Source organism: Segetibacter aerophilus (assembly GCF_007991655.1).
Taxonomy (GTDB): Bacteria; Bacteroidota; Bacteroidia; order Chitinophagales; family Chitinophagaceae; genus Segetibacter; species Segetibacter aerophilus.
The window spans coordinates 107,565-120,892 of record NZ_BJYT01000007.1; the positions used below are offsets into that span (position 1 = coordinate 107,565).

Here is a 13,328-nt window from a genome sequence, read left to right on the forward strand (position 1 = left end):
TGGCTAAAAGCTTAAAGTATGGCACTAAAAAGATATGTAGTTGGATGTTTTGATGATGAAGAAGTTTTATTTCCAGCTGTAAAAAAAGTACGGAATGCAGGCTATAAGATTCAAGACGTTTACACACCTTTCCCGGTTCATGGTTTAGACCATGCTTTGGGAATGAGAGAAACAAGCCTTCATACTGCGGGTTTCATCTACGGTATTTTGGGAACTACTACCGCCTTGGCCGGCATGGGATGGGTTTTTACAAAAGATTGGCCAATGAATATTGGTGGAAAACCAAACTTCCCTTTGCCTGCATTAATCCCAATTACTTTTGAGTTAACGGTATTGTTTTCAGCGGTTGGAATGGTGATGACTTTTTGCTACCTGTGTCAACTGGCGCCATTTGTCCGCAAACATCATTTTCATCCCAGGGCTACAGACGACCTCTTTGTAATGGCAATTGAATGCACAGACAGAACAAATGTGGATGATCTGAAAGGCTTTTTGCAGAGTGCAGGAGCTGTTGAAGTAAACTACCAGGTGGCAGAGTCTGGATGGTGGTTTGGACGCTACGATGTAGAGCCAAAATTGTATAGGGAAGAAAATCCTGTGATTGGATAAAGGAATATTAAGAACAACAAACGATGAAGAAATTAGCAATTATATCTGTCTTTGCCCTCTCAGGCCTTTTGATAATGAGCTGTGGGGACAACAGCAAACCCGGGCTGGATTACATGCCTGATATGAAGAATAGTAGGGCCTACGAAACCTACGCTGATCACGGCAATTTATCTAATAAAGGGGTGACTTACAATAATCGGCCTGTTGCAGGTACTGTGAGCCGTGGGGAAGAACTTCCTTATCATTTAAACAACGATAGTATTGGTTACGCACAAAGTGCTACTTATGCAGACCCATTACCAAAGTTGAACGAAACTGAGATGGAGGAAGCCGAAAGACTTTACCTGATTAATTGTGCTATTTGCCATGGAACAGCATTAGACGGAAATGGTCCTCTTTATAAGGGTGGAACCGGCCCTTTTGCGGCTAAACCTGCTATGCTGGTTGGAGATGCAAAATATGAAGCACTGTCTGAAGGCACACTTTATCATGTGATGACTTATGGAAAAAATCTGATGGGAAGTTATGCTTCTCAGTTAAGCAGAAAGCAACGTTGGATGGTAGCGCAATATGTTAAGTCGAAACAAGGAGGCGGAGGATCTGCTCCAGCAGCGGGTGCTGATAGTACTGCTACAGCATCTGCAAGTGGTGGAACACAAGCAATGGCAAAATAGAAGATAGAAACAAACTGCAATCAAAAAATATTATAATGGCATCTAACAGAGAGCAATTTGAAGTATCGGGGAATATGAAAACCTGGTCAATAGGATTAATGGGCGTAGGTATCCTTGCTTTTATTATTGGTTTTATTACAAAAGGACTAAGCAGTGATGAACATCAGCAAGCTATTTTCTGGGGTACCTTGCTTTACAACAGTATATTCTTTTTATTGATCTGTAATGCCAGCATGTTTTTTATCTGCGTTACAACACTTGCCCATGGAGGCTGGCAGGTCACCTTTAGAAGGGTGCCCGAGGCGATTTCTGCTGTAGTACCTATTTTTGGTTTAATCGCAATCTTTATTCTTTTCTTTATTGTTTTTGGTTTAAATCATGGCGATCACAATCTTATCTATCATTGGCGGATTCCGGGAAACGATCAGATTATCCTTAAAAAGACTGGCTTCTTAAATCCTCCTTTTTTTGTTATCTGGACCCTCCTTTCAATTGGACTTTGGAGTTATCTCGGTATGAGAATGAGAAAGCTTTCGCAGGAAAGTGATGAAACGTCAATGAACCCAGAACAAGGAAATCGCTGGATAGTGAGAAACACAGTTATTGCCGCCCTGTTTACAGTATGGTTTGGATTGACTGTTGGTTCTACAACTCCGTGGTTATGGCTAATGAGTATTGACACTCATTGGTACAGCACAATGTATAGCTGGTACACCTTTGCCAGTTCTTTTGTTACAGGTATGGCTTTAATAGCACTCTTTGTTATTTACTTAAAAAACAAGGGGTATTTAGAATATACGAATGATGAGCATTTACATGATATAGGCAAGTTCATGTTTGCGTTTTCTATCTTCTGGACTTACCTCTGGTTTAGCCAATATATGTTGATTTGGTACTCCAACCAACCAGAGGAAACAACCTATTTTCAACCAAGAACAAAGGAGGGAGTTTGGAAAGGAGTTTATTATCTAAATCTTGTGATTAATTTCCTTTGTCCGTTACTAATTTTGATGACGAAAAATTCAAAGAGGAATTACACAGTAATGGCTTTTATGGCAGTACTTATCATATTTGGACATTGGATGGATTTCAACCAAATGGTAATGGCTAGTATTTCAAGAGATCATGTAACGCTAGGTTGGCTAGATTTCGGAATAGCTGCATTGTATGTAGGAATGCTAATTTTCTTTGTAGGAAAAGCGCTGGCAAAAGTTCCTTTAATTCCTAAAAATCATCCTTTCTTAAAAGAGAGCATTATTCATCATACGTAACGGTAGAAAAGACTTATTTATAGAATAGAAAATATTAGAAGCAACTATGTCAACATTTTTTATCATTGCCGTTCTCATCTTATTGTTCGTCGTTATCTTCCAGATAGCGAAGGCAAGTGAGTACGTTGCTATACTTAAAGGAGAGGAAAAGAGCAGAAAGCAGAATAACAAGATCAATGGCTTTTTGATGATAGCTTTCTTAGTCCTGGGTTTGGTGGGCGTTTATTATTGCCACGAGATTTTAGGAGGCCGGGTGTTGCACGAGAGCGCGTCTAAAGAGGGGGAGAAAGTAGATGAGATGTTGCATATCACACTTGCTGTAACAGGTATTGTATTCATCATTACCCAGATACTTTTATTTTGGTTTGCTTATAAATACCAGGAAAGCGACAAGAGAAAAGTTTTTTTCTTTCCTCATAATAACACAATGGAGGTTGTTTGGACTGTAGTCCCTGCCATTGTTCTTTCTATACTAGTTGTAATTGGTCTTCGTAACTGGTTTATTTTTACTGGTGATGCGCCGAAGGATGCTTTAATAGTAGAAGTTACCGGGAAACAATTTGGTTGGATCTTTAGATACCCAGGTAAGGATAACCAATTTGGCAAAAAATATTTTAGGAATATAGATCCTTCTAATAATAACCTCGGTTTAATTTGGGCAGATAATAAAGAGCTAAACCAAAAAGCTGATCCTGCTACTTTCGATGATATTGTTGCAGATAACACAATGTACGTAATCAAAAACCGACCTGTAAAATTGATAATAGGTTCAAGAGACGTTATACATGATGTGGGTCTTCCTCATTTTCGCTTGAAGATGGACGCTGTTCCGGGAATTCCTACCACATTATGGTTTACGCCAAAGTTTACGACAGCTGAGATGAAAGAAAAAACTGGTAATTCTAATTTTCAATATGAGATTGCTTGTGATCAGGTATGTGGAGCAGGTCACTACTCAATGAAAGGGGTAATTGAGGTGGTTGAGGAAGATGAATATTACGCATGGATCGCAAAGCAGAAACCATATTATTATGGTGCTTTTCCTGAAAAAGATCCGTCTGCTACCCCTCCTGCACCCGGAGGCGCACCGTCTTCTTCGCCTGATAGTGCTGCAAAGGTGACCACGGCGTCTGTTACACCAATGTCTAGTGGAAATCAGAATAGTAAATTGAAATAAGAAGCAAATATTATTGTAGCCTGCAAAGGTTTGAGTAAAAAATTTTATGGTATGAGTAACGAGCAGATTGTACATACGGGGACCTCACACGGAACTATTCACGGCGCCGATGACCATGGTCATGGCGCTCATCACCATCACGAAACTTTCATAACTAAGTACATTTTTAGCCAGGATCATAAGATGATTGCGAAGCAATTTCTTATAACAGGTATGACATGGGCGGTACTTGGTGGTTTGATGTCAGTTCTTTTTAGAATTCAACTTGCATATCCTGACCAAAACTTCCCAATCCTTGAAACTCTATTAGGTCATTGGGCAAAGGGCGGACATATTACTGCTGAAGCGTACTATGCTTTGGTGACTATTCACGGAACGGTAATGGTGTTTTTCGTATTAACTGCGGGATTAAGTGGTACCTTCTCGAACTTTCTCATACCTCTGCAGGTTGGTGCAAGGGACATGGCATCACCGTTCATGAACATGTTAAGCTATTGGTTCTTCTTTACCTCCGCCCTTATAATGCTATCTTCTTTATTTGTAGAGACAGGTCCTTTCAGTGGCGGTTGGACGGCTTATCCTCCTTTAAGTGCTCTGGGATCAGCTTCACCCGGCTCAAAAACCGGTATGGATCTTTGGCTGATTAGTATGGCACTATTTGTTGTTTCGCAGTTATTAGGTGGTCTAAACTATATTGCTACCATCTTAAATATGCGTACAAAAGGAATGAGCATGACTCGTCTTCCTTTGACGATTTGGGCATTCTTTTTTACTGCAGTATTAGGTGTGTTATCATTTCCTGTGTTATTATCAGGTTTTATCCTGCTGATTTTTGATCGGAATTTCGGAACTAGTTTTTACCTCAGTGATATTTTTGTGAACGGGATCGGAGCCCTTCCAAATGAGGGAGGAAGTCCTATTCTGTACCAGCACTTATTTTGGTTCCTTGGCCACCCAGAAGTTTACATTATTATTCTTCCTGGAATGGGTATGGTTTCAGAGATTTTAAGTACAAATTCCCGTAAACCGATATTCGGTTATATGGCGATGATCGGGTCTTTGTTCGCTATTGCAATACTGTCGTTTCTTGTTTGGGCGCACCACATGTTCGTTTCTGGTTTGAACCCTTTCCTTGGATCGTTCTTCGTCTTGCTAACTCTACTTATTGCCGTGCCGTCCGCGATAAAAGTCTTCAACTGGCTTACAACGCTTTGGAGGGGAAACATTCGGTTTACGCCAGCTATGCTTTACTCAATAGGTTTCGTAAGCATGTTCATATCAGGAGGATTGACAGGTATTTGGTTAGGTAACTCAGCGCTAGATATTCACCTGCATGATACCTATTTTATTATCGCTCACTTTCACCTCGTGATGGGTGTGGCAGGTATTTTCGGTATGTATGCCGGTATCTACCATTGGTATCCTAAAATGTTCGGTCGTTATATGAATAATACCTTGGCATATATTCACTTTTGGGTGACATTTGCCGGTGCCTATCTTATCTTTTGGCCTATGCACTACGAAGGTCTAGCGGGTATGCCCCGTAGGTACTACGACTATACAAACTGGGAGAGCTTTAAGATGTTTGCAGGTTTGAATGTTTTCATAAGCATTGTTGCGATTATCGTATTTGCTGTTCAGTTGTTGTTCCTGTTCAACTTCTTCTATTCTATGTACAAGGGAAGAAAAGTAGCTTCTCAAAATCCTTGGGGATCGACTACTTTGGAGTGGACCACGCCTATTAATCCGGGTCACGGAAACTGGGTGGGTGAAATTCCTGAAGTACATCGTTGGGCCTACGATTACGGTAAAGACGGAAAAGATTTTATTGCGCAAACAACACCAGTTGGAGCAGGGGAGACTGTTAATCATTAATAACCTTTCTGCCTGCATTTGCCGGCAGAAAATAATATAAATGCCCTGAGTTTTCGGGGCATTGCTTTTGAAAAGGAGAGATTGGATGGAGATGATGAGTACTACAGAAAATATATCGTCGAGCTATAAGGTAGCTGCTAAAGTGAAAGATTACTTTCAGCTTATCAAGTTTACTTTGAGTTTTACGGTAGTTTTTTCTTGTGTAATCTGTTATTTGCTTGCGCCTGGTATTACTTACAACCTAAAAATGGTTGTATTGTTATTTGTTGCAGGAATGTTGGTGACAGGAAGCGCAAATGCAATTAACCAGGCTGTTGAGAAAGATACAGATGCGATGATGAAAAGAACTGGTAAGAGACCAGTCGCCGATGGGAGAATGAGTCAGCAGGAAGCTTATACTTTCGCTTTAATAGCAGGCGTTCTTGGAGTTGTGTTGATGTGGCGTTTTTTTAATCTTTCGTCTGCACTACTTTCTGCCTTTAGTCTATTTTTATATGCTTATATCTATACTCCCCTTAAAAAGGTCAATTCTATAGCAGTGTTGGTCGGTGCTTTTCCCGGAGCGTTACCTTGTTTGATTGGTTGGGTTGCGGGAACAGGTGAGTTTAGTGTGGGCGGATGGATCTTATTTGGAATACAGTTTCTCTGGCAGTTCCCTCATTTTTGGGCAATTGCTTGGGTAGCTCATAACGATTATAGCAAAGCGGGATTTAAATTGTTACCGGCAGATAAAGGTCCGACAAAGTTCACTGCGTTACAGTCTGTAGTGTATGCTCTGATTATGATACCATGCGGAATACTGCCTTATTATTTTAATATCAGTGGCTTTGTAAGCTTGTGGATTGTATTGATCTGTAACTTATTTATGGTAATGCAATGTGTAAGGCTATATATCCAGATGGATGTAAAAGCAGCAAGACGGGTAATGTTTAGCAGTTACATATACCTGCCCATTGTTTTGCTAGCCTTATTACTTGATAAAGTCAATAGTTAGATGTGGCTCTTGGATGAAAAGTACAAGAGTGCGACGCAACAATGTCGGGTTAGGTGAAACTGCTGGTAACAAAAAATAAAAAATTAAGAGATGATGGCAACCGTGAGTGATCAACAACGAAAAAGGATACATCCCCATAAATTTTCATTATGGGTAGGTATGGCAAGTATTTTAATGATGTTTGCAGGTTTTACAAGTGCTTATATTGTTAAGCGGAATGATGGAAACAATTGGCTTGAATTTACGCTTCCACCGGTGTTTTGGTACTCAACCGTGGTGATACTGTTAAGCAGCCTAACAATTTTTTTGGCTACTAAGGCTTTTAAGGACAGAAACATGGCGAGGTATAGAGTTCTTATTACAATAACTGCAGCACTCGGTGTGTTATTTACTGTATTGCAATGGACAGGGTTTGAGTATCTGCAAAATCATGGCGTGAAATTAATTGGTAGTAATAGTAACCCTGCCGGCTCGTTCCTGGGCGTTATAACCGGAGTGCATATGTTACACGTGTTAGGAGGTGTGGTTGTTTTAATTGTGCTTTTTGCAAGGGCTTATAACAGCAGGAAAAAGAACTATAGTACAGTTCCGATAGAAGTTGCCAGTACCTACTGGCATTTCGTAGATGCAATTTGGATTTACCTGTTTATATTTTTTAATATCGTTAGTGCTTAGAGCAGGTAGACTGACAATTAAGTATTGTTAGATAAGTGAGAGATGAACTTTTTTGATAGATAAAAAATCTTTTTCTTTTTTTAATGTTGGTTTCAACATCGGAAATAAATTTGCATACCAAACTTAAACAGAACACATGGAAACAACAACAGTAGGAGTAGATACAAAATGGTGGAATGGAGGTAAAAGCCCGTTCAACGTGGAGTATGGAAAATTGATGATGTGGTATTTCTTGATGAGTGACAGCTTTACATTCGGAGCTTTTCTTATTGCATATGGTACTGTACGTTTTTCCAGCAACGGATGGCCTAATCCTAACGAAGTTTTCAAGTCTTACCCAGGCGCGGGTGAAGCAACTAATGCTCCGCTTGTTTTCGTGAGTATCATGACTTTCATTTTGATTGTTAGTTCTGTTACGATGGTGCTTGCAGTGCATGCAGGGCATGAAAGGAATAAAAAGAAGGTGGTGACTTATCTTATCTGGACTATACTTGGCGGACTTGCTTTCTTAAGTTGCCAGGCATGGGAATGGAACCATTTGCATCATGAGGGTGCCTGGTGGGGAAGAAATCCTTTTGCAAATTCAGATGGAACAGGCTCTTCTACAAACTTTACCAACTTCTTTTTTACAATAACAGGCTTCCATGGCTTTCACGTTCTTTCCGGAGTGGTTATCAATATCGTTATGTTGATAATGACTTTGCTTGATACTTTCGAGAAAAAGGGACATTATCTGATGATAGAGAAGGCGGGTTTATACTGGCACTTTGTGGATCTTGTATGGGTTTTTGTGTTCACTTGCTTTTACCTACTTTAATCAAAATAATTAATAATTTAATCAAACGGTATGGAACATTCAGCATCAATAGCAACAGATCCGGTTCACGATAACCACGGCGGTACTAAGGAAATCTGGAGAACGTTTTGGATCTTACTTGGTCTTACAATCGTTGAATTGATTTTAGGATATATAATGATTGGTGTAGAAAGTGCCGGCGGAAGGCTGGGACTAAAAGGAGCGATCATTATACTTATGCTTGCTAAGGCTTTTTATATCGTTGCCTATTTTATGCACTTGAAAGGTGAAATAAGAAACCTTGTAATGACGATTTTAGTACCGTTGTCCCTTTTGATTTGGGCCATCATTGCTTTCCTTTACGAGGGCGATTCTTATAGGAACAACAGGAACACCTATGATGCTTATACTCGTGAAAGAAGCGAAATACCGTCTAGCGATAAAAAGGCAGATGAAAAGGGCGCACATGAAAAGAAGAGAACAGGCACGGAGACGATGGAGTAACTGGTCGAATTTTAAAAACAATTAACCTGAATAAACCATCGCTTATCCGGCGATGGTTTTTTTATAAAAGATATCATGAATAAGAAAGCAGTATTCGCACTTTGTATTGCTACGCTCATCCCTGTTGTTAGCTATGTTATTTTAAAACAAACGGGGGAAGATGCTGTAGTAATGCCAAGAAAGTTTTTTGTGGACTCGGTTGTTACCAGGACAGTAGATGGTAAAACGACAACCGACACGATTTGGCACAAAACGGGAAACATTTCTTTAGTTAATCAATTAGGTGATAGTGTAAGCTTGTACGATATTCAGAACAAGGTGATTGTTGCGGATTTCTTTTTTACCCGGTGTCCTTCCATTTGTCCGTACATGACGAAAAACATGGCAAGATTGCAACAGTCTTTCTCGCACAACAATAAAAATGGGCGGAAAGTTATTGACTCTTCAATAGTTCGATTCGTGTCATTTTCAATTGATCCGCAAAGAGATTCTGTTGGAGCTTTAAGGAGGTACGCTGACAAATTTGGGGTGGATCACGACAATTGGTGGATGCTGACAGGAAATAGAAAAACTATTTATGATTTTGCTTTAAATGAATTAAAGTTAGGTTTAGTAGATGGGGAAGGGGTAGATACGTCGTTTATACATTCTCAAAAGTTTGTGTTGCTTGACAAGGACTACGTAGTAAGAGGGTACTATAATGGACTAGATACAACTTCATTGTCTACCCTTGCAAAAGACATAGGTCTACTTATGCTGGAAAAAGATAAAAAGAAAAAGTTCAACATATTTGAACCATCCTCGTTATAAGTTCCTTGAAAATTTGAAATATGTTAGAAGCTACATTCACAAAAAACGATAGGAAGGCATATTGGATAATAGGGATTTTCTCCGTTGTAGTTTTTGGGGTTATTGTCGCTCTTGGAAGTTTTAAGTTGAATTATCATCCTGGTTTTGATGTACACATTTTCGCAAAATTCAATGCGGTTATAAACAGTTGTGTTGCCGTGCTGCTTATTGTAGCGTTGGTTGCAATTAAGAACGGAAAATATGAGCTGCATCGAAACGTGATGCTTGGCGCAATGTTTTTGTCCGTCTTATTCCTGGTTTCCTACATAGCGCATCACTTGTTAGCAGGAGAAGCAAAGTTCGGAGATCTTAACCATGATGGATTATTAGATGCCCAAGAGAAGTTGCAGGCTGGCAGTACAAGGGTTGTTTATCTATTGTTATTAGCAACTCACATTGTGCTTGCTGGAATTATACTTCCGTTTATTTTATTTACGGCTTACCGCGCGCTTACAGGTGAATGGGAGAGGCATAAGAAGTTGGCAAAATACACGTGGCCTCTATGGTTGTATGTAGCTGTAACAGGCCCGATTGTTTATTATTTAATCAGTCCTTACTATCACTGATTTTAGTAGACTTTTCTAAAATCGGTAAAATCTTATCGCCGTGTTGAAACGAATTGAATACTAGCCCAGTTCTACAATTGGATCCCAAAACACTTCTTTGAAGTTTATTATTTTTTCATCTTTTACTTGTATTCCTTCTTTTTGCAAAAGTTCCTCCATAAGTGTTGGAGTAGCAAAATGAGCTTTGCCACTTAGCATTCCGTTTCTATTTACGACTCTTTGAGCAGGTACTTTCGGCTGCACTATAAAACTTGCATTCATTGCCCAGCCAACCATTCGTGCCGATGATTTTGTTCCAAGGTAAGTTGCTATCGCCCCATAAGTTGTAACCCGTCCTTTTGGTATTTGCCTCACAACATCCCACACATTCTGAAAGAAAGAATAATGCTTGCTATCATCAACGACTGGAAGTTTGTTTTCGCCACTACTCTTTTTCATGTCTGCGCTTGCTTATTCTAAAGAACGGTTTATAAATTTTATCAGAGGCATAAGTGCAGTGAAAGTCGCAACGATTTTTTTCAGCAAATCTTTAGACACAAGTTCATCATCTGTTAATGGATGAATGGCTACCACACTTTTTAATTTGAGGACTTCAATAGCCGGGTTTTCTTTATCATATCCTTTTGGTTCACGGCTTAGTTTAAATTCACCTTCCTCCAAGCCGCCATAGATTTTCTTAAACGCAGGTTCATTTAAAATTGCTGCAAACTCTTCCCAGCTGTAATCAATCTCCTGTCTGATTTTCTTTAATTGTGCAGCCTCGGGCATCCAAATACCGCCGCCTGCCATGCTTTTATTTCCGGGCTGAATATGTAGGTAGTAGCCCGCAAAGCCAGACTTCTTTCCTCCCCTGTCAAAACTGGCGCCCATGTGATGTTTGTAGGGAGTTTTGTCCTTGCTAAACCGCACATCACGGTATTGTCTAAAGATGCAGTTCTTTGCTTCCAAGGGTGCTATGTCAGGATCAATTTTTCCAAAAGATGAAATGATGTTTTTAACCAACGTTTCAAAATCCGACTTTGCTTCCTCAAACAAATGGCGGTTCTCATCGAACCATGCCTTATTGTTATTTTTCGTCAGGTTTTCTATGTAAGTAAGAGTCTCCCGTTGCAGCATTCTAAAAATTTAAGCTGTTACATTTTGTTCTAAAAGTGCTATGAAATCGTCTTCACTAATAATTTTCACGGTGTGAATTTTCTTTGCTTTTTCCAGCTTGCTTCCTGCATCTTCTCCTACCACCAGGTAGTTTAACTTACTGCTTACGCTTCCCAAAAGCTTTCCTCCGTGTTGTTCTACCATTTCCTCGGCTTCGCTCCTTTTTAGCTTATTGAGAGTGCCTGTAAATAAAAAGGTCTGGCCACTCAATCCGCCTTCCTCAACAACTGCGTTTTTCTTGTTGTTCATTTCAACGCCCAATTCTTCCAGCTGTCGAAGCATCTCTATGTTTTGCTCATTTTGAAAAAAGGTATGAACACTCTTTGCCACCTTTACTCCAATATCTTCGAGTGTTTGCAGTTTTTCTTCTGAAAAATTCGAAAGGTCCATCAGATGATTAATTGAGTTAGCTAAGACCTTAGCAGTTGTTTCACCGACGTACCGAATGCCCAAGGCAAAGATTAGGCGGTTCAGAGGCTGGTGCTTAGATTCCTCAATAGCTGATTGAAGGTTATCAATAGACTTTTTACCAAATCCTGCCATTTTTCCAATTGAGGCAAAATCAAGTGTATAGATACCAGGAATATCCTTTAATAGTGCGAGCTCGTAAAATTTTCTAACGTTTGCTTCTCCAAAACTTTTAATGTCCATTGCATCTTTACTTACAAAATGGATCATTCTTTCAACCACTTGCGCAGGACATTCTATATTAACACACCTCCATGCAGCTTCTCCTTCTTCTTTATATAACTCGCTATCGCAGACAGGACAAGTTTTAGGAAATATAATTTCCGTTTCGCTTCCATCTCTAACTTCTTGCAGTGATTTTACAATATAAGGGATGACGTCACCGGCACGTTCTACTAAAACTGTATCACCTATTTTGAGATCCTTTTCTTTTATCACGTCTTCGTTGAACAACGAGATAGAACCAACTGTTACTCCACTGATGAAGACAGGATCAATCTTGGCAACAGGTGTAATTGACCCGGTTCTTCCAACCTGGAACTCTACGTTTCGCAATTTGCTGGTTGCTTGCCGGGCTTTGAATTTATAAGCAATCGCCCACCGCGGATGATGAGTTGTCATGCCCATCTGCTCCTGCAAATGGAGGTCGTTCACCTTTATTACCATTCCATCTATTTCGTAAGGAAGATTATCGCGTACGGCTTCAAACTCGTTGCAGTAATCAATAACAGCCTGTATTCCCTTGAGCACTTTCATTTCCTTTAAAGGACTTCTAAAACCAAGGTTCCAGAGCATTTGTAAAATGCCCGAATGCTGCTGAAGTAGTGTTTCCCTTTCAGAGTCTATAGGTTCACCTGTTTTTGTATAATAGCTGACATTATATAAAAATGCTTCCAGCTTTCTGCGCCCGACTTCTTTAGGATCTTTCATCCGCAAACTTCCCGAAGCCGCATTGCGCGGGTTTGCAAGTGGAGCGATATTCTGTTCGGCTAACTGATCATTGTATTGCTTAAAGGCTTTTTTCGACATCATCATTTCGCCCCTGATCTCTATTTGCTGTACACCAAACAGGGAGAATGCTGCGGTTAAAGGGATCGAACGGATTTGCTTAATGTTGGTTGTTATATCATCCCCTTCCATGCCGTTGCCTCGCGTGGCGCCTCTTGTCAATTGATCGTTTTCATAAATTAAAGAGATGCTCGCACCGTCAAACTTTGGCTCAACACAATATTCCAATTCATCTTTTTTTGCCACTTCTCTTGCTTTCCTGTCCCAATCGATAAGGTCCTCCGCGTTGTAACTATTCTCCAAACTTAACATTGGTACAAGGTGGCGAACAGTTTTAAATGATGCATTGAGACTGTTACCAACTCGCTGGGTGGGAGAGCCTGTAGTTATTAATTCAGGGTTTGCTTTTTCTATTTTTTCGAGCAGCTTATACAATTGGTCATACTCCGTATCAGAGATTAGGGGGTCGTTTAAGATATAATAGCGGTATTCATGAAAATGAAGCACTTTTCGTAATTCCTCAACAATTTCAAAAGCCTTTTCTGTGTGGTTTTCCTGTGCTAATTGCTTTGTAAGTTGTTGAAATTCCAGTATTTGTTTTGGTGAATACATACAGTAAAATTATCAATAAAGTTGCCGGTAAAGTTAGGCAGAAAAAGAGCTTGGTAAGAAATAGGAAGGGGCCAAGTGTTGCCTAAACATTTAGG

At 39.9% G+C, this 13,328-nt stretch carries 14 protein-coding genes; 11 read left to right on the top strand and 3 right to left on the bottom strand.

Annotation, left to right across the window (positions count from 1 at the left end; translation table 11 throughout):
• Positions 1-18 precede the first annotated feature (18 nt).
• From SAE01_RS10645 to SAE01_RS10695, 11 genes are all read left to right on the top strand, one after another.
• On the top strand, positions 19-609 hold the full coding sequence (locus tag SAE01_RS10645; RefSeq protein WP_147203743.1) for a DUF3341 domain-containing protein: 591 nt from the start codon (positions 19-21) through the stop codon (positions 607-609).
• Between the two features lie 23 nt (positions 610-632).
• Entirely contained in the window at positions 633-1,283 is a 651-nt protein-coding gene (locus SAE01_RS10650; RefSeq protein WP_147203744.1) for a c-type cytochrome, read from the top strand.
• Positions 1,284-1,318: 35 nt separating this feature from the next.
• On the top strand, positions 1,319-2,554 hold the full coding sequence (locus SAE01_RS10655; protein WP_147203745.1) for a quinol:cytochrome C oxidoreductase: 1,236 nt from the start codon (positions 1,319-1,321) through the stop codon (positions 2,552-2,554).
• Between the two features lie 46 nt (positions 2,555-2,600).
• On the top strand, positions 2,601-3,731 hold the full coding sequence (locus SAE01_RS10660; protein WP_147203746.1) for a cytochrome c oxidase subunit II: 1,131 nt from the start codon (positions 2,601-2,603) through the stop codon (positions 3,729-3,731).
• A 51-nt stretch (positions 3,732-3,782) separates the two neighbouring features.
• Positions 3,783-5,606 (top strand): cytochrome c oxidase subunit I, encoded by a 1,824-nt coding sequence (locus SAE01_RS10665; RefSeq protein ID WP_147203747.1) that lies wholly within the window; start codon positions 3,783-3,785, stop codon positions 5,604-5,606.
• A 67-nt stretch (positions 5,607-5,673) separates the two neighbouring features.
• Positions 5,674-6,600 carry a heme o synthase gene (gene cyoE / locus SAE01_RS10670; RefSeq protein ID WP_246113207.1) on the top strand — a complete coding sequence of 309 codons (927 nt, stop codon included), beginning with the start codon at positions 5,674-5,676 and terminating at the stop codon, positions 6,598-6,600.
• 90 nt (positions 6,601-6,690) lie between these two features.
• Positions 6,691-7,275, top strand: coding sequence for a cytochrome c oxidase subunit 3 (locus SAE01_RS10675; protein WP_246113208.1), 585 nt, complete (start codon positions 6,691-6,693; stop codon positions 7,273-7,275).
• Between the two features lie 136 nt (positions 7,276-7,411).
• Positions 7,412-8,092, top strand: coding sequence for a cytochrome c oxidase subunit 3 (locus tag SAE01_RS10680; protein WP_147203748.1), 681 nt, complete (start codon positions 7,412-7,414; stop codon positions 8,090-8,092).
• A gap of 30 nt (positions 8,093-8,122) precedes the next feature.
• A complete protein-coding gene (locus tag SAE01_RS10685) occupies positions 8,123-8,575 on the top strand; it encodes a cytochrome C oxidase subunit IV family protein (RefSeq protein WP_147203749.1) in 453 nt (150 codons plus the stop codon).
• Between the two features lie 75 nt (positions 8,576-8,650).
• Positions 8,651-9,385 carry an SCO family protein gene (locus tag SAE01_RS10690; protein WP_147203750.1) on the top strand — a complete coding sequence of 245 codons (735 nt, stop codon included), beginning with the start codon at positions 8,651-8,653 and terminating at the stop codon, positions 9,383-9,385.
• 20 nt (positions 9,386-9,405) lie between these two features.
• A complete protein-coding gene (locus SAE01_RS10695) occupies positions 9,406-9,990 on the top strand; it encodes a DUF420 domain-containing protein (RefSeq protein WP_147203751.1) in 585 nt (194 codons plus the stop codon).
• A 60-nt stretch (positions 9,991-10,050) separates the two neighbouring features.
• On the opposite strand, the gene SAE01_RS10700 is transcribed toward SAE01_RS10695, so the two are convergent.
• Genes SAE01_RS10700 through ligA form a run of 3 tightly spaced genes read right to left on the bottom strand, consistent with a single transcriptional unit; the run spans position 10,051 to position 13,233 of the window.
• A complete protein-coding gene (locus SAE01_RS10700) occupies positions 10,051-10,428 on the bottom strand; it encodes an MGMT family protein (protein WP_147203752.1) in 378 nt (125 codons plus the stop codon).
• A gap of 12 nt (positions 10,429-10,440) precedes the next feature.
• On the bottom strand, positions 10,441-11,106 hold the full coding sequence (locus SAE01_RS10705; RefSeq protein ID WP_147203753.1) for a DUF2461 domain-containing protein: 666 nt from the start codon (positions 11,104-11,106) through the stop codon (positions 10,441-10,443).
• Positions 11,107-11,115: 9 nt separating this feature from the next.
• Positions 11,116-13,233, bottom strand: coding sequence for an NAD-dependent DNA ligase LigA (ligA, locus tag SAE01_RS10710; RefSeq protein WP_147203754.1), 2,118 nt, complete (start codon positions 13,231-13,233; stop codon positions 11,116-11,118).
• Between the last annotated feature and the right edge of the window lie 95 nt (positions 13,234-13,328).

Excerpts from the sequence above, each read along its gene's own strand:
- SAE01_RS10645 (WP_147203743.1), top strand. The coding sequence starts at position 19 with ATGGCACTAAAAAGATATGTAGTTGGATGTTTTGATGATGAAGAAGTT.
- SAE01_RS10650 (WP_147203744.1), top strand. The coding sequence starts at position 633 with ATGAAGAAATTAGCAATTATATCTGTCTTTGCCCTCTCAGGCCTTTTG.
- SAE01_RS10655 (WP_147203745.1), top strand. The coding sequence starts at position 1,319 with ATGGCATCTAACAGAGAGCAATTTGAAGTATCGGGGAATATGAAAACC.
- SAE01_RS10660 (WP_147203746.1), top strand. The coding sequence starts at position 2,601 with ATGTCAACATTTTTTATCATTGCCGTTCTCATCTTATTGTTCGTCGTT.
- SAE01_RS10665 (WP_147203747.1), top strand. The coding sequence starts at position 3,783 with ATGAGTAACGAGCAGATTGTACATACGGGGACCTCACACGGAACTATT.
- SAE01_RS10675 (WP_246113208.1), top strand. The coding sequence starts at position 6,691 with ATGATGGCAACCGTGAGTGATCAACAACGAAAAAGGATACATCCCCAT.
- SAE01_RS10680 (WP_147203748.1), top strand. The coding sequence starts at position 7,412 with ATGGAAACAACAACAGTAGGAGTAGATACAAAATGGTGGAATGGAGGT.
- SAE01_RS10685 (WP_147203749.1), top strand. The coding sequence starts at position 8,123 with ATGGAACATTCAGCATCAATAGCAACAGATCCGGTTCACGATAACCAC.
- SAE01_RS10690 (WP_147203750.1), top strand. The coding sequence starts at position 8,651 with ATGAATAAGAAAGCAGTATTCGCACTTTGTATTGCTACGCTCATCCCT.
- SAE01_RS10695 (WP_147203751.1), top strand. The coding sequence starts at position 9,406 with ATGTTAGAAGCTACATTCACAAAAAACGATAGGAAGGCATATTGGATA.
- SAE01_RS10700 (WP_147203752.1), bottom strand. The coding sequence starts at position 10,428 with ATGAAAAAGAGTAGTGGCGAAAACAAACTTCCAGTCGTTGATGATAGC.
- SAE01_RS10705 (WP_147203753.1), bottom strand. The coding sequence starts at position 11,106 with ATGCTGCAACGGGAGACTCTTACTTACATAGAAAACCTGACGAAAAAT.
- ligA (WP_147203754.1), bottom strand. The coding sequence starts at position 13,233 with ATGTATTCACCAAAACAAATACTGGAATTTCAACAACTTACAAAGCAA.